At 69.7% G+C, this 15,528-nt stretch carries 15 protein-coding genes; 7 read left to right on the top strand and 8 right to left on the bottom strand.

The window, feature by feature from the left end; translation table 11 throughout:
* Positions 1 to 37: 37 nt before the first annotated feature.
* From PZC42_RS12125 to PZC42_RS12140, 4 genes are all read right to left on the bottom strand, one after another.
* The gene (locus PZC42_RS12125) at positions 38 to 604 is read right to left on the bottom strand and encodes a hypothetical protein (protein WP_277211424.1); all 567 of its coding nucleotides are present in this window, start codon (positions 602 to 604) and stop codon (positions 38 to 40) included.
* 53 nt (positions 605 to 657) lie between these two features.
* Positions 658 to 1,575 (bottom strand): sugar ABC transporter permease, encoded by a 918-nt coding sequence (locus PZC42_RS12130; RefSeq protein WP_277211426.1) that lies wholly within the window; start codon positions 1,573 to 1,575, stop codon positions 658 to 660.
* Between the two features lies 1 nt (position 1,576).
* The gene (locus PZC42_RS12135) at positions 1,577 to 3,223 is read right to left on the bottom strand and encodes an ABC transporter permease subunit (protein ID WP_277211428.1); all 1,647 of its coding nucleotides are present in this window, start codon (positions 3,221 to 3,223) and stop codon (positions 1,577 to 1,579) included.
* Positions 3,224 to 3,291: 68 nt separating this feature from the next.
* Positions 3,292 to 4,524, bottom strand: a complete 1,233-nt coding sequence (locus PZC42_RS12140; protein ID WP_277211430.1) for a sugar ABC transporter substrate-binding protein — start codon at positions 4,522 to 4,524, stop codon at positions 3,292 to 3,294.
* Positions 4,525 to 4,716: 192 nt separating this feature from the next.
* Between PZC42_RS12140 and PZC42_RS12145 the strand changes: the two genes are divergently transcribed.
* From PZC42_RS12145 to PZC42_RS12175, 7 genes are all read left to right on the top strand, one after another.
* The gene (locus tag PZC42_RS12145; protein WP_277211432.1) at positions 4,717 to 5,739 is read left to right on the top strand and encodes a LacI family DNA-binding transcriptional regulator; all 1,023 of its coding nucleotides are present in this window, start codon (positions 4,717 to 4,719) and stop codon (positions 5,737 to 5,739) included.
* Positions 5,740 to 5,886: 147 nt separating this feature from the next.
* Positions 5,887 to 7,674, top strand: a complete 1,788-nt coding sequence (locus PZC42_RS12150) for a glycoside hydrolase family 13 protein (protein WP_277211434.1) — start codon at positions 5,887 to 5,889, stop codon at positions 7,672 to 7,674.
* Positions 7,675 to 7,786: 112 nt separating this feature from the next.
* Complete coding sequence (locus tag PZC42_RS12155; RefSeq protein ID WP_277211436.1) at positions 7,787 to 9,373, top strand: serine/threonine-protein kinase; 1,587 nt, start codon at positions 7,787 to 7,789, stop codon at positions 9,371 to 9,373.
* A 176-nt stretch (positions 9,374 to 9,549) separates the two neighbouring features.
* Entirely contained in the window at positions 9,550 to 10,332 is a 783-nt protein-coding gene (locus PZC42_RS12160) for a hypothetical protein (protein WP_277211438.1), read from the top strand.
* Positions 10,329 to 11,771, top strand: coding sequence for a hypothetical protein (locus tag PZC42_RS12165; protein WP_277211440.1), 1,443 nt, complete (start codon positions 10,329 to 10,331; stop codon positions 11,769 to 11,771). The genes PZC42_RS12160 and PZC42_RS12165 overlap by 4 nt, the downstream gene beginning before the upstream one ends.
* 39 nt (positions 11,772 to 11,810) lie before the next feature.
* Positions 11,811 to 12,200: a hypothetical protein gene (locus PZC42_RS12170; protein ID WP_277211442.1), complete on the top strand. Its 390-nt coding sequence runs from the start codon at positions 11,811 to 11,813 to the stop codon at positions 12,198 to 12,200.
* Positions 12,201 to 12,277: 77 nt separating this feature from the next.
* Positions 12,278 to 12,667, top strand: a complete 390-nt coding sequence (locus PZC42_RS12175) for a hypothetical protein (protein WP_277211444.1) — start codon at positions 12,278 to 12,280, stop codon at positions 12,665 to 12,667.
* A gap of 163 nt (positions 12,668 to 12,830) precedes the next feature.
* Here PZC42_RS12175 and PZC42_RS12180 read toward each other — a convergent pair whose 3' ends face one another.
* The 4 genes from PZC42_RS12180 to PZC42_RS12195 all read right to left on the bottom strand — a co-directional run bounded on the left by PZC42_RS12180 (position 12,831) and on the right by PZC42_RS12195 (position 15,364).
* Positions 12,831 to 13,313: a hypothetical protein gene (locus tag PZC42_RS12180; protein WP_277211446.1), complete on the bottom strand. Its 483-nt coding sequence runs from the start codon at positions 13,311 to 13,313 to the stop codon at positions 12,831 to 12,833.
* Positions 13,314 to 13,444: 131 nt separating this feature from the next.
* A complete protein-coding gene (locus tag PZC42_RS12185) occupies positions 13,445 to 14,224 on the bottom strand; it encodes a hypothetical protein (RefSeq protein ID WP_277211448.1) in 780 nt (259 codons plus the stop codon).
* 215 nt (positions 14,225 to 14,439) lie between these two features.
* Positions 14,440 to 14,943, bottom strand: coding sequence for a hypothetical protein (locus PZC42_RS12190; RefSeq protein ID WP_277211449.1), 504 nt, complete (start codon positions 14,941 to 14,943; stop codon positions 14,440 to 14,442).
* A gap of 193 nt (positions 14,944 to 15,136) precedes the next feature.
* Positions 15,137 to 15,364 carry a hypothetical protein gene (locus PZC42_RS12195; protein WP_277211451.1) on the bottom strand — a complete coding sequence of 76 codons (228 nt, stop codon included), beginning with the start codon at positions 15,362 to 15,364 and terminating at the stop codon, positions 15,137 to 15,139.
* Positions 15,365 to 15,528 lie beyond the last annotated feature (164 nt).

Here is a 15,528-nt window from a genome sequence, read left to right on the forward strand (position 1 = left end):
GGCGGCCCCGCGCCGACCGAGCCCGGTCTCGGGCTGCTCAGCGACGGCGGCCGATCGCCCACCCGGCGGCGAGCGCGATCGCGATCCCGACGATCTGCCCGCCGAGGATCACCTTGTTGAGGTCGAGCACAGGCTGCCACCGGGCACCCTCGGACGAGACGACGAACACCCCCAGCGGCTTGACCTGCAGACCGTAGACGCCCGCCCCGCCACCGCCATCGCCAGACCCCTCACCGCGGGTCTCGCCGCGGAGCTCGCCCTGGGCGTCGCCCGAGGCGTCGGAGCCGTCGCCGGGATCGTCGGCATGGTCGTCGGCGTCGGACGCCTCGGACCGGGCACCGAGCTGGAAGGAGCGGGACCAGCCGGCCAGGTGGCCGGTGCCCTTCCCGCTGCCCGTCCCCTGCCCGGAGCCGTGACCGGCGCCCGTCACGGCACCGCCGCCGGAGCCGGTCACGATGCCACCGCACACGCGGGCGACAGGGACGATCAGGTGACCCTGGTGCTCGTAGGGCTCACCGTACGCGCGGCGCACGGAGAACGAGTCGTCCGCGGCGTCGGTGAGCCGCCGGAGGTCTGGGGTGAAGCCGTGCGAGTCGTCCGTCATGTGCCCAGGCTAGGGCCGTGCCGTGAGCACCGCCACAGCCGGGACGCGGCCCGTCAGCCCTTGACGGACCCCGCGGTGAGCCCGCCCACGATGTACTTCTGCAGGAACAGGAACAGCACCAGGATCGGGATCGTGGAGATCACCGCACCGGCCGCGAACAGCCCCCAGTTGGCCTCGAGCAGGCTGGACACCCACGAGTACAGCCCGACGGCGAGGGTCCAGTTCGACTCGGACTGCAGCAGCACCCGGGCGATGACGAACTCCCCGAACGTCGCGATGATGGACAGCAGCGCCACGACGGCCAGGATCGGGGTGACCAGGCGCAGGATGATCGTCCAGTACGTCTGGGCGTGGGTGGCGCCGTCGATCTTCGCCGCCTCGTCGAGCTCGCGCGGGATCGTGTTGAAGAACCCGTACATCAGGAACGTGTTCACGCCCAGCGCCCCGCCGAGGTACACGCAGACCAGCGCCACCTTCGAGTTGAGGCCGAGGGCCGGCACGACCTCACCCAGGCTGATGAGCAGCAGGAAGATCGCCACGAAGGCGAGCATCTGCGGGAACATCTGCACGATCAGCAGCGTCGTGAGGCCAGCGCGCCGCCCCTCGAAGCGGAACCGGCTGAACGCGTACGCCGCGGCAGCACCCATCAGCACCGTGCCGATCGAGGTGACGACCGCGATCTGCACCGAGTTGGCGACCCACGACCAGAACCTCGTGTCACCGAGCGCGGCGTAGTTCGCCCCGCTGACCGTGTCGAAGAGCTGGTTGGAGCCGGTCAGGGTGCCACCCGCGGAGAGCGAGGCGGAGACGACGTAGACGATCGGGAAGACGGCGTAGACGACGAACACGACACCGACGACGTGCCGCCAGCCCGTGTCGGCGAACCAGGCACCCGTGGTCCGACGGCGGCGTGCCGGCCCCGGCGTGACACGCCCGCTGACGCGGCTCTCGGAGATCGTGGAGGCAGTCATGTCAGTTGATCTCCTCGAGCGAGCGGGTGCGCTTGAACGCGATGGCCGAGATCGTCGCGATGATCACGAAGATGACGATGGACAGCGCGCTCGCCAGGCCGAAGTTCTTCGGGGCGGTGCCGTCCAGCCCGGCCACGGAGTACACCATCGTGATGAGGATGTCCGTGTGACCCAGCGGCACGGAGGCGTCCGCGAACCGTGGACCACCGCCGGTGAGCATGTAGACCAGGGCGAAGTTGTTGAAGTTGAACGCGAAGCTCGAGATGAGCAGGGGCGTGGTGGACACCAGCAGCAGCGGCATCGTCACCGAGCTCCAGGTGCGCAGCCGGCCCGCGCCGTCGATCTTCGCCGCCTCCATCACGTCCGTGGGCAGCGACTGCAGGGCGCCGGTGCAGATGAGGAACATGTACGGGAAACCGAGCCACAGGTTGACCCCGATGAGCGAGAGCTTCGCCAGCCACGGGTCGGTGAGCCACGGGATCGCAGCACCGCCCAGGAGCACCTGGTTGATGAACCCGAAGCTGCGGTTGAGCAGGCCGGACCACAGCAGCGGCGCCACGAAGCCCGGGATCGCGTAGGGCAGGATCAGCAGCGTGCGGTAGACCTTGCGTCCGCGCAGGTGCGGGGCGTTGAAGACGGTGGCCAGGAACATCCCGAGCAGGAACGTGGTGGCGACCGACGCGAACGCGAAGACGAACGTCCACGCCACGACCTGGAAGAACGGACCGGCGTACCGGGAGTCGCTGAAGGCGGTGGTGAAGTTGTCGAACCCGACGAAGACGCGCCAGCCCACCTGGAGGGTGGAGCCGTCGGCGGCCTCGAACCGGCCCTCGCCGTTGGGTGCGTAGACGGCACCGGTGGTGGTGTCCGTCATCGTGTCCGCGGACTCGTCGTACAGGAGCGTCGGGGTGAAGGTGTAGCCGGTACGTGCGTCCTGGGTCCGGATCGACCCGTCGTTCGGGTCCTCGGAGACGGGCACCCGCAGGTTGGTGACCTCGGTCTGGCGCTCGAGGATCTCCTGACGGTCCAGCACCTGCCAGCCGTCCACCGCCGCGATCCGGCCGTCGGTCACTGTGGCCCCGACCGGGCTGAGGGCGTCCTCCGCGCCGCCCACCGCCGTCGTCCCGTCCGCTGCGAGGACGGCGAAGCCGAGCTCGTCGCCGTCGGCCACGACGGTCAGCGGCAGGCTCGGAGAACCCTCGACGCGACGTTCGTTCTGCGCGAGCAGCGCGGTGATCGCGTCGTCCTTGGTGGAGTTGTGACCGTCACCGTAGTTGGTGAAGGCGACCCAGCCGGTGTAGGCGATCGTGAAGATCTGGAACGTGAAGAGGAAGATCAGGCCGGGCAGCACGTACTTCAGCGGCACCGTGCGCCGGGAGAAGTAGACCCAGTCGGCGACGACGAGCATCGCCAGCATGGCTCCCAGGACGACCCACGACTCGGCAACCCAGGCGGACCACACCACGTACGCGCCGAACGCGTTCACGACGGCCATGATCGCGAGCTTGACGAGGAACCCGGGGCCGTAGCGGCCGGCCGGCGACTCGTCGCGCCGTGCCGCCCGGCGGGCGCGACGTTCGTCGGGTGGTGGGGTGGATCCGCCGGACCTCGCGCGGGTGGCTTCGGTGGCGTGCTGCAGGTCGGTCATCGGGGGCCTTCCGGGGGGCGCGTGACGGGCCGCGGCTACGGCCGCGGCCCGTCACGAGAGCGGGGACGTCAGGAGCTCAGGGCACCTTCGATGTCCGAGATCATCTTCTGCCAGGCGGCGGCAGGGTCGGCGGAACCGGAGAGGATGTTCGCCTCGGTCACACCCCAGAACGCCCAGACCGAGCCCATCTCGGGGATGGACGGCATCGGCACGGCGTCGGCACCGACCTCGCGGAAGCCCGCGACGATCGGGTCGGACGACGCGGCGTCGGCCGCGGTGGTCAGCGCCGGCGGGCGGCCGCCGGCCTCGAACAGCGCGGTCTGCGCCTCCTGGGTGGACAGGTAGTTCACCAGGAAGTCGTTGGCGAGCAGCGCGTTCTCGCTCCGGGCGCTGACGTAGAAGCCCTGGACGCCCACGAACGGCTGCGCGGACTCGTCCCCCGCTGCGGGAACGGGGTCGATCGCGAGGTCGAGGTCGGCGAACTGCTCGAGCATCCACGGCCCGCCCACGATGAACGGCGACTCACCGCCCGCGAACGCCTCCACGGCGATGTCGTAGGTGATGTCGGTGCTCAGGGTGCCGGCCTCGCCCTGCTCGGCGAGCCACTCGGCGAAGGCGTCGCCCGCGTCGTCACCCATGGCGATCTCGGGCGAGTACGACCCGTCGGCGTTCTGCTCGAAGACGGGCGCCCCGAACGACGTCTGGAACGGGTAGTACGTGTACGGGTCGCCCTCGGTGGACGTCTGGATGAGGAACGGGTACTTCGTCCCGGCGTCCTCACCGGCCGCGATCGCGTCGTCCCACGTGGCGGGCGCGGAGTCTGCCAGCTCGGTGTTGCGGATGAGGGCGATGTTCTCGATCGCATAGGGCAGGCCGTAGACCTGGCCGTCGGCGGTGAACGCCTGGACGGCGACCTCCTCGAACTCCGCGGCCTTGTCGCCGAGCTCGACAGGGGCCACGACGCCGTTGGTGGTGAGCTCACCGAGCCAGTCGTGTGCACCGACGGTGACGTCGGGACCTTCCCCGGTGGGGACCTGCGCGATGAAGTCGGCCCGGATGTCCTCGAAGGGCTTGAGGACGAGCTCGACGTCCGCACCGGTCTCGGCCTCGAAGTCCGCTGCGGCGCTCTCGACCGCGGTCTGGCGGGTCTCGTCGACCCAGACCGTCAGGGTGCCGCCGTCGCCGGCCGCCTCGGTGGCCGCCGTGTCGTCGGTGGCCTCGCCGGTGTCGTCGGTCCCGCCACACGCCGTCAGGGCGAGCGTCGTGACCAGGGCGGAGGCAAGAAGGATGCTCCGTCGCATCGTGGTACTCCCAGCATCAGTCGGGTGGCCCGGCGGCTCGTGCCGATAGGCCCTGCTGAGGGACGAACCTAAGAGGTTCAGTCGCGTTTTGCAAGATCTTGCAATAACGTTTCTGTAACACGACGTACACGGCGACGTCCGCCCTGCGGTCGCCCAGGACGAGGAGGTCCGTTGTCCCCTACGATCGGCGGCGTGCGAACCCGACTGAGCGACCTGGCCGAGCAGGCCGGCGTCTCCACCGCGACGGTCTCGCGCGTGCTCAACGGCAAGCCAGGGGTCGCCAGCACGACCCGTCAGGCCGTCCTGGCCGCTCTCGACGTCCTCGGGTACGAGCGCCCTTCCGCCCTGCGCGGACGTTCCGCCGGACTCGTCGGACTGGTCGTCCCCGAGCTCACCAACCCGGTGTTCCCCGCGTTCGCGCAAGCCATCGAGTCGATCCTGGCCCAGCACGGGTACACGCCGCTGCTGTGCACGCAGGCTCCCGGCGGCACCACGGAGGACGAGTACGTCTCCACGCTCGTGGACCACTCGGTCGACGGCATCGTCTTCATCTCCGGCCTGCACGCCGACACCCGGGCGGACCACACCCGGTACGAGCTGCTCCGCGGCCAGGGCATCCCCATCGTGCTGATCAACGGGTACGCGCCAGGGATCGACGCTCCCTTCGTCTCGCCCGACGACGCCGCCAGCGTCGATGTCGCGGTCCAGCACCTGGTCACCCTCGGGCACCGTCGGATCGGGCTGGCCATCGGACCCGAGCGATACGTCCCCGCCCAGCGCAAGCTGGCGGCGTTCACGGCGGCGCTCGTGCGCCACGGGCTGGCCGACGACGAGGCCGCGGCACGCCGGCACGTGACCAGCACGCTGTACACGCTCGAGGGCGGGCAGGCCGCCGCGGCAGAGCTGCTTGCCGCTGACCACACCGCCATCGTGTGCGGCTCGGACCTGATGGCCCTGGGCGTCGTGCGGGCGGCCCGCGCACGAGGGCTGCGCGTCCCCGCGGACGTCTCCGTCGTCGGGTATGACGACGCCCCGTTGATCGCCTTCACCGAGCCGCCGCTGACTACCGTGCGCCAGCCGGTGGAGGCGATGGCCCACGCCGCGGTCAGCGCTCTGCTCACCGAGATCGGCGGAGACCGTGCACCGCGGACAGAGCTGCTGTTCGCGCCGGAACTGGTCGTGCGCGGATCGACCGGCGTCGCCCCGCGGGCCTGAGCCCAGCCGGTTTGCCACCGATCCCCGGCCATCGCAGGCTTGTGGGCGAGCGCGACACGCCCGGTCCGTGACCTCGGCGGCGTTGAAAGGCTTGCAGCAAGGCATACACTCGGATGCCGTACCGACCCACGACCCATCGAGGACCTCATGGCCACCACCGTGCCGACCACTCCGACAGATGCCCCGCTCACCGCGGACGCCACCGTGCACGTCGGGTCCGACGCTGCCCGCGAGTGGTGGCGCGACGCCGTGATCTACCAGGTCTACCCCCGGTCCTTCGCCGACGGCGACGGCGACGGCATCGGCGACATCCCCGGCATCACGGCGCGGCTCGACCACCTGCGGACCCTGGGTATCGACGCCGTCTGGCTCTCGCCGTTCTACCGGTCGCCGCAGAAGGACGCCGGCTACGACGTCGCCGACTACCGCGACGTCGACCCGTTGTTCGGCACGCTGGCCGACTTCGACGAGATGCTCGCCGGCGCCCACGAGCGCGGCATGCGCGTCATCGTGGACCTGGTGCCGAACCACACGTCGGACCAGCACGCCTGGTTCCAGCAGGCGCTGGCCGCCGCCCCGGGCTCGCCCGAACGGGCGCGCTACATCTTCCGCGACGGCCGCGGCCCCGCCGGCGACGAACCGCCCAACAACTGGCAGTCGATCTTCGGCGGTGCCGCCTGGACCCGGCTCGAGGCGTCGAGCACGGCCGACGGTGACGCCTTCGACGAGCCGAACCCGCAGTGGTACCTGCACCTGTTCGACTCCTCACAGCCCGACCTCGACTGGAACCACCCCGAGGTCCGTGCGGAGTTCGAGGACGTGCTGCGGTTCTGGCTCGACAAGGGCGTGGACGGGTTCCGCGTCGACGTCGCCCACGGGATGGTCAAGGCCGACGGCCTGCCGGACTGGCACGGCCACGTCTCGATGGTCGAGGGCAGCAGCGGCGACGACGAGCAGCCCACCGACCCCGGCGCGCCCGAGGACGGCTCGACCGGGGCGGGCAACCAGGGCCCGATGTTCGACCAGGACGGCGTCCACGAGATCTACCGGGCCTGGCACCGCGTGCTCGCCGAGTACGAGGGCGACCGCTGCCTCGTGGCCGAGGCGTGGGTCGAGCCCCTCTCACGGCTGGCCCGCTACGTGCGCCCGGACGAGATGCACCAGGCCTTCAACTTCTCCTTCCTGACCACCGCCTGGGACGCGGCCGCGCTGCGCCGGGTGGTCGCGGCGTCGTACCGGGCCAACGACGAGGTCGGCGCTCCGACCACGTGGGTGCTCTCCAACCACGACGTGGTGCGGCACGCCACCCGGCTCGGGCTCCCGACCGCCGGCGTGCGGCCGAACGGCGTCTTCGCCACCGACCCGCAGCCCGACGAGGAGCTGGGCCTGCGCCGCGCCCGCGCTGCCTCGCTGCTGATGCTCGGCATGCCAGGGTCGGCCTATCTCTACCAGGGTGAGGAGCTCGGGCTGCCCGAGCACACGACCCTGCCGAACGAGGTGCGCCAGGACCCCGGACACTTCCGCACCGACGGTGCCGAGGCCGGCCGCGACGGCTGTCGCGTGCCGCTGCCCTGGGAGGCCGCCGCCGCCGGGTACGGCTTCGGGCCGACCGGCGACACCTGGCTCCCGCAGCCCGAGTCCTACCGTCGGTATGCGGCGGACACCCAGTACGGCGTCGCGGGTTCCACGTTCGAGATGTACCGGGCGGCGCTGGCCGTCCGCCGCGCCGAGGGCCTCGGGCACGGCGGGCTCACCTGGCTCGACCCCTGGGTGGACTCCCCCGACGTCGTCGCCTTCACCAACCGCGGTGTCGTCGTCGTCGCCAACCTCAGGTCGGCCCCGGTCCCGCTGCCCGACGGCGAGGTGCTCCTGGCCTCCGGCGAGCTGGCCGGCACGACGCTCCCGGCTGACACGACCGTCTGGCTCCGCGCCTGACCTGGGGACGGGCAGGCTGGATGCGGGGCATGCAGCGAGGTCTCGGTAACCTCCTGGTGTCCCGCGTCCAGCCGTCGCGGCAGGGCGCACGATCCGTACGAACGGGAGACCCGTGTCCGCGAGCTCACCGGGCGGCGCCTCGCTGCCTGCCGGCGTCACGCCCCTCACCCCGACCGACCCTCGGTTCCTGGGTGTCCACCGCGTCCTGGGCAGGATCGGCCGCGGCGGCATGGGACTGGTCTTCCTGGGCGAGACACGCACCGGAACCCGGCTGGCGATCAAGGTCGTCCGGCCGGAGTATGCGCAGGACACCGAGTTCCGCACCCGGTTCCGCCGCGAGGCCGCCGCGGCGCAGCGGGTACACAGCCGCTTCACCGCGGCGCTCGTCGACGCCGACCTGGACGGACCGGCACCGTGGATCGCCACCGAGTACATCCCCGGTCCGACACTGTCGGTCGTCGTGTCCGACGACGGCCCGCTGGCCGAACGCGACGTCCGGTCCCTGATCGATCACCTCGCCGGTGCCCTGCGGGACATCCATGGTGCCGGACTGGTCCACCGCGACCTCAAGCCCGCGAACGTGCTGCTCGGCCCGGACGGCCCGCGACTCATCGACATGGGGATCGCCCGCGCTGCGGACGCGACGTCGTTGACGGTCACCGGGATGCAGCTGGGCACACCCATGTTCATGGCGCCCGAGCAGGCCACCGTCGACGAGCCGACCGCCGCCACGGACGTGTGGGCGCTGGGTGCGGTGGCCTACTTCGCGGCCACCGGGAAGCGGCCCTTCGGGGATGCGCGTGCCGACATCATGTACTACCGGGTCGTCCACGAGGAGCCGCGCCTCGACGCCTGCCCGGCCACCCTGCGGCCGTTCGTCGAGGCATGCCTGACCAAGGACCCGGCCGGGCGCCCCACCGTGGCCGAGATCCTCGACGCCGGGGCCGGTCTTCCCGGTCCACGACGGTCGACCGGCATGACCCCGGACGTCCCGATCGCGCCCGACCCGGAGCCGATGGACGACACCCCCGCGGACGACACCCAGGTCCCCGGAGCCGTCGCCGGCCTCGACCCGGCTTCCGGACCCGATGCCGCACCTGCCGCCGCGCCCGCCGCCGGCAACCGCCGGGGCTGGATCATCGGAGGGCTCGCCGCCGCGGGAGTCGTGCTCGGCGGCACGGGTGTCGCACTGGCGATGAACTGGCCCCTTGCCGGCGGCCCGCAGGTCCTTGGTGGGCCGCCACCCGCGTCGCTGTCGGCCACCACCCGCAGCGAGATCGACCCCTGCGTGGTGGGGCGCTGGGAACAGACCTCGATGACCGACACCTGGAACCTGCTCGGAGAGCCCGTCGCCGTCACGGGATGGAACGGTCGTGTTCTCGAGATCCAGCCGGACGGCACGGAGACCGTGACCTACGACGACGCCGATCCGGTGACCGGCGAGATGAGCGTCGGCACGATCGTGGACACCTGGAGCGGTACGTCGACCTACCGGATCACCACCAGCGACGGCCTGCTCCGCTTCACCGCGACAGACCACTCCGGCGCGTCGGTGGACCGCGACCTGGCTGGGTTCACCGAGACCTACGAGCCGCCGTCGGCTCCCAGCAGCGCCGTCGCCTACACCTGCGACGAGGCCACTCTCACCCAGCGGGAGCAGAGCGGCTCCTACGAGGCGACCTTCACGCGGACGGGCTGAGCGGTCCCTCGCACACGGTCTGACCAGCGCGGCCGCCCGGCGCGGCACGGCGTGCCCGGTCCCCCGCACTGCTAGCGTGCCCGAGGCGTCGCGATGCTGGCGACCCCTCCCGCTCCGAACCGGAAGGACGTGTCGTGCGTCGTCTTCGTGTGTCCAGAAGGGGGTGGGCGCATGCCGTGGATCTGGCCCGGGACGCGCTCGCCCGGCACGATGCGTTCCCCGATGGCGTCCGTGTGCCTCCGGTGGCACCAGATGCCTCGGCGGACCCGGCTTCCGAGCTGCACGAGCTCGGGCTGCTGAGCAGCGACGGCACGCTGAGCTCGGCCTGGAGTGCTGCGCTCGGTCAGCACCTGCGTGCTCAGGTCCGCGCGACGTTGCGCGCGCGTGCCGGGCTGGTCGGTGGGACCACCGGCCTGACGGTGGTGGAGGATCGCGCGCTCCTGGTGCACGACGCTGTGCGTGGCGGTTCCACGGACGACGACGTCGCGGCGGCCTCGGCACAGGTGGAGGTTCTGCTGGCGCGGGTCGAAGACCTGTGGCCGGCCGTCGCATCGACGTTGCCGCCCTTCGAGGTGCTGACCGCCGGCGCGGAGCGGGCCGCTCCGGCCAGGGAGCAGTCGCGTACGGTGCTCGATGCGCAGGCCGCCGAGCGGATGCGTACCGGCACGGACGTGGCATCACTACCGCCGGTGGCACAACTGATCGTCCGTGCCGAGCAGGCGTCGGTGACGGTGACCGTGGAGGCGTGGCCGACGCCGGCGGCGGCGCAGGTGGTGTGGTCGCGATGGTGGTCGGTGGCCGACGGCCGGCTGTTCGACGTGCAGATGCGTGATGATCACGCTGAGCTGGTCGAGCGGGGTGCGGGTGATGTCGCGGCCGAGCTGCGGTGGGCGCTGGTCGGTGCGATCGACGCGACCACGAGACCGTCCATCGACGCGCCGACGGGGGGTGCGCGATGAGTTCGGGCATGGCGGGGATGGACATCCAGGCGGTGCGCCGCCTGGGTGAAGTGCTCGATCAGGGCGCCGGTGACCTGGAGGCGGCGCGGGGGCTGGTCGGCGCGCATCTGGACACCCCGCTGGGTTGGGGGCCCAACATCGACGAGCTGTACTGGCAGTGGCACGGGCAGATCGCTCCGTCGCTGGACGAGGCGGCCCGGCTGCTGCGTGACGCCGCGGGGGCCACGCGCAGCAACGCGGACGATCAGGAGCGCACCTCGAACGACTACCTCGGCGCCGGCGCAGGGGTGTCCGCTGGGGCGGAGGCGACGGGCACGGCCACGGTGAGCGGGGATGGCGGTCCGCTGGACTGGCTCGCTGATCGAGGTAGCGAGCTGTGGGACTCCGCCGGGGTCGCCGTCGAGTGGGTCACCGACCGCGGTCAGGACGCCGGGGGCGCGGTCGCGGGCTGGTGGGACGCGACGAGCGACGACTGGCGCAACGCCTTCGACGCCCGTGTTCAGCTGTGGGATGCGACCGCCGGTTCCCTGCTGGACGGCCGCGCTCCTCGGACGACGGAGGTCGTCGCGTCGTGGCTCTTGGCCGATGGCGCTCTTGTCGGCGCGGCGGTCACCACGTTGACACCGTGGGAGGTCAATCTCTTCGACGACGGCGAACCGTACGCGGGTGACCCGCGACCCGTTCCGACGGGAGACGACACAGAGGGCACTCCTCCCCTCACCTCGCCGGCGAACCTCGAGGACCTTACACGGAGCGTCACAGACGCCTACAACGCTGGCGACGGCGTGGTGCGTATCACCACTGTCGAGTCCGACCAAGGACCCCGGGTCATCGTCAGCGTTCCTGGCACCCAGCCATGGTCACCGCTGGCCGGGGACAATCCCATGGACCTGACGGGGAACCTTGTCACCGCAGGCGGGGGGAGCTCGACGATGAGTCAGGCGGTGGAGCTGGCGATGCAGAACGCTGACATCCCCGACGGTGCGGAGGTGATGCTGGTGGGTCACTCCCAGGGCGGCATGACGGTGGCCGATCTGACCTCGGACCCCCAGTTCGTCGCCGAGCACAACGTCACGACCGCGATGACGTTCGGTTCTCCGATCGACAGCCAGCGCATCGACCCGAGCGTGTCGGTCCTGGAGCTGCAGCACTCCGGGGACGTTGTCCCGAAGCTCGACCTGGGCGACAGCATCGCCCCGATCAGCCCGCCGCCCGGTTTCGATCCCGGTGAGCAGCACAGCACCGTCACCTTGGACAACCCTGCCAGGTGGTACGACGCCCTGGGAAACCACTCGCACAGGAATTACAGCGACTCTATCGAGCAGAGTTCCGACCCCGACCTCCTCGCCTTCACCGGGCAGCTGCGCCAGGACGGATTCCTCACCGGGACACCGAGCAACACCAGCGCGGTCGACATCTCCGTCGGCCGGAAGGGCTGAACAACCATGAAGGATGCTCCAACCTTACTGCGCCGCACCATGGCAGCGATCGTGATGCCAGCCCTGCTGCTACCACTGCTGGCAGGCTGCGGCGCAGCCGAGGCCTCCTGTGAGAAGACCTACGAGGAGCTGACCTTGAGCGTGCCGGGCGTCATCACCGCCGACGTCACCTGCGTGCGGAGGTTCGGCGACGAGAGGGAAGGCGGGACCGTCACGGTAGACGCTTCCACCAAGCAGGGGGTCGTAGCCGTCATGGAGGACGTCCTACGCGCCTACGCAGCCTCCCCGGACCTCAAACATGCCGAGAGTCCGTACATGTACTTCACGAACAAGGACGGCAGCATCGGTACTGCGCCGACGGACCTGGGATTCAACGGGACACCTTCGTTGCGCAACATCCGCGAGCACTACGGCATCGAGCCCGGATAGACCCTCCCCAAGTCCATCCGACGCCACCGGAGAGTCTCAGCACCATGCAACCTGCTCCCACCACGCTGCGCCGCACCATGGCAGCGATCGTGATGCCAGCCCTGCTGCTACCACTGCTGGCTGGCTGCGGCGCAGCCGAAGCGTCCTGTGAGAAGACCTACGAGGAGCTCACCCTGAGCGTGCCGGGCGTCATCACCGCCGACGTCACCTGCGTGCGGAGGTTCGGCGACGAGAGGCAGGGCGGGACCGTGACGGTGGAGGCATCCACCGAAAAAGAGGCCATCGCCATCATGGAGGACGTGCTGCGCGCCTACGCAGCCTCCCCGGACCTCCAACATGCCGAAGTGCCGCGGTTTTCCTTCTGGAGTGAAGACAGCACGATCGGTGTCGGACCAGACGATCTCGACTTCAATGGGAGGGCGTCTCTGCGCAACATCCGCGAGCACTACGGCATCGAGCCCGAATAGACCCTCCCCAAGTCCATGCAACCTGCTCCCACCACGCTACGCCGCAGTCGAGGCATTCTGGGAGGAGACCTACGAGGAACTGACCTCGGCCTGTACGAGACTCGCTCACTGGTCGGTGCGAGATCTGCGATCGCCGAGGCAGTGAGGGTGCGTGCGATAGTTATCAGCATTTCTCGTCCGTGCGGGGTTTCATTTCGGCGATGCGCCACCACGTGTTAGGCCCGTTGTGCACGACGACGTACTCGACGACGACGCGGTCGGGGGTGTCCCCACGATCGATGAGCTCGCCGTCGCCGTCGTACGCCCGGGACGCGCTCCTGTCGATGCAGACATCGATGGTGACTCGCTCGAGGCCTGCGTCGGAGGGCTGGTAGCCGGTGACAGTCATGCTCGCGGCCTGGCCTGCACCGTCGCTATATGCACCAGCGGCCTCACCCTCGGCATAGAGATCTGCGTAGAAGGGCCAAAGATCGAGGCTGAGGTAGTCCTCAAGTTCCTCCCAGCCCTCGTACCCTGCGGCGCCCACCGCCGCTGCGGCTGCACTGAAGTCGATGATGCGCTTCTTGGCGGCATCGATGTTGTCCTGCTTGAGCTGCTCAGCCTCGTCAAGAGTCGGCGTCGGCTCCGGGGTGGGCTCGTCCTCCACGGTCGGCGACCGAGAAGCTGCCGGTGCCAGCGCGGCCTCGGGTTCGGCATCCCCCGCACACCCGGCCAGACACAACGAGAGAGCAACCACCACGATGGCCGCGGTTCGGGGTCGACGGCAGGTCGGCGCCGTCATGACTGCGTGACGAGCACCTGGAGCTCGCCCAGGCGGATCGGTGCCGAGCGAGACTGCGGCGGGATGGTGATGCTGCCGGACTGCCCCGCACCAGACCATTCCACGACCCAGTGCGCCGTCCCGGTCAGCATGAACTCGCCGGACCGGTCGTTCTGCGAACCAGTCAGGCCACACGTCGGACTCGCCAGTCGGCCATCACCGCTGGCAGCCTCGGTCCACTCCGTACCGGCCGCATCACTGCCAGAACAGACGACCTCATGCACGACAGCGCCCGACCCCTCATCGGCTAGCGTCCACTCGATGCGATCCAGGGTTGCCGTCGCGGTCACGGTGATCGATCCCTCTGACGCCGACTCCGTGATCGGCCCCGTCGTACTCGGAGCCGGATCAGCAACCCACAACCACACTGGCATGCCCACCAGACCCACCGAGTCACTCATCACCTCAGTGGTCGGCGGAGTGGATCCGATCTCGCCCATGGTGAGCCGCATCGCCGCGACGGCGCGGTCGGCAAGCTCTCGTGGTGACGGGCCGGCATCCGGCGCGGACGCCGCCCAGTAGATCGACGTGCCTGGGCAGTCGGCAAACACTCCCCCCGTGTTCACGCAGATGGCGGGTGTGCAGATCACGACGACGCCGTCGCTGTTGCCCTGCCAGACAGGGTCGTCGGCGTCTGGCTGGGGATCTGCGACCTGCACGTAGCATCGGCCATTCCAGGTGCCGGCGACTGTTCGGCAGTGGATCCGCTCGCCCTGGTAGGTGCAGGTGGTGGTCACATCGTCCCCGCCCCCGCCCCCGCCCCCCTCTCCCTCACCAGCATTGCTACCGCCTCCCCCGCCAGTGTCGGCGTTCGAACAGTCGATAACGACCTCCTCTGTGGCTGAGTCCCAGTGCTCGATGCAGCCGGTGGCGGCGGCCTGGCTGGACGTCGTGACGGCCGCTAGCGCCGAGGTGGTGACAAGCGAGAGGATGAGGATACGTGCGATAGTTGTCAGCATTTCTCGTCCGTGCGGGGTTTCATTTCGGCGATGCGCCACCACGTGTTGGGCCCGTTGTGCACGACGACGTACTCAACGACGACACGGTCGGGGGTGTCCCCACGATCGATGAGCTCGCCGTCGCCGTCGTACGCCCGGGACGCGCTCGCGTCGATGCAGACATCGATGGTGACCCGCTCGAGGCCTGCGTCAGAGGGCTGGTAGTCCGTGACGGTCATGCTCGCAGCCTGGCCTGCACCGTCGCTAGATGCACCAGCGTCCTCCCTCTCGGCATAGAGATCTGCGTAGAAGGGCCAAAGATCGGGGCTGAGGTAGTCCTCGAGGTCCTCCCAGCCCTCGTACCCTGCGGCGCCCACCGCCGCTGCGGCTGCACGGAAGTCGATGATGCGTTGCTTCGCGGCATCGATGTTGTCCTGCTTGAGCTGTTCAGCCTCGTCGAGAGTCGGCGTCGGCTCCGGAGTGGGCTCGTCCTCCACGGTGGGCGACGGAGAAGGCACGGGCGCCTCCTTGGCCTCAGGTTCGGGACCTCCCGCACAGCCGGCCAGACACAGCACGAGAGCAATCGCTGCGGCAGTCACGGCTCCTGCACGGCCGGTCTGCAAAGTGTTCACTTGATTGACTCCTTCACTACGTGGACAAAAAGGCGCCGAGAAGAGCTTGCCCCACCACGAGGCCAGTGCATGGATCGGGTCAGCATGTCTCCTCCGGGTGGGCGATGAGGTCGTCGATGCGCCACCAGGTGTCCGGTCCGTTGTGCGCGACGACATACTCCGCGAGGTAGCGGGACAGAGCGTCCTCGGTGCGCTCAACCGGCTTGCCGTCGCTGTCGAGCTGGGTGATCTGGCTGTAGTCCATGCATGCGTCGATGGTGACCCGTTCCAGACCGTTATCGGAGGGCTGGTAGTCGGTGACGGTCATGCTCACGATGTCTGCCTCGCCCTCGCTCGACGTTCCCTCGTCAGCCCAGCCCGAGAAGCTTTCGCTGTAGAAATCCCAGAGCTGTGGGCTGAAGTACTGCTCGAGGTCTTCCCAGTCGTCGTAGCCACCTGCTCCGATCTCGGCAGCCGCCGCCCAGAGTCGAT

This window comes from Isoptericola croceus (genome assembly GCF_029382255.1).
GTDB classification, from domain to species: Bacteria; Actinomycetota; Actinomycetes; order Actinomycetales; family Cellulomonadaceae; genus Isoptericola; species Isoptericola croceus.

Bases quoted from the DNA above. Each gene is read 5' to 3' on its own strand.
- PZC42_RS12125 (WP_277211424.1), bottom strand. From the start codon at position 604: ATGACGGACGACTCGCACGGCTTCACCCCAGACCTCCGGCGGCTCACC.
- PZC42_RS12130 (WP_277211426.1), bottom strand. From the start codon at position 1,575: ATGACTGCCTCCACGATCTCCGAGAGCCGCGTCAGCGGGCGTGTCACG.
- PZC42_RS12135 (WP_277211428.1), bottom strand. From the start codon at position 3,223: ATGACCGACCTGCAGCACGCCACCGAAGCCACCCGCGCGAGGTCCGGC.
- PZC42_RS12140 (WP_277211430.1), bottom strand. From the start codon at position 4,524: ATGCGACGGAGCATCCTTCTTGCCTCCGCCCTGGTCACGACGCTCGCC.
- PZC42_RS12150 (WP_277211434.1), top strand. From the start codon at position 5,887: ATGGCCACCACCGTGCCGACCACTCCGACAGATGCCCCGCTCACCGCG.
- PZC42_RS12165 (WP_277211440.1), top strand. From the start codon at position 10,329: ATGAGTTCGGGCATGGCGGGGATGGACATCCAGGCGGTGCGCCGCCTG.
- PZC42_RS12170 (WP_277211442.1), top strand. From the start codon at position 11,811: ATGGCAGCGATCGTGATGCCAGCCCTGCTGCTACCACTGCTGGCAGGC.
- PZC42_RS12175 (WP_277211444.1), top strand. From the start codon at position 12,278: ATGGCAGCGATCGTGATGCCAGCCCTGCTGCTACCACTGCTGGCTGGC.
- PZC42_RS12195 (WP_277211451.1), bottom strand. From the start codon at position 15,364: ATGACCGTCACCGACTACCAGCCCTCCGATAACGGTCTGGAACGGGTC.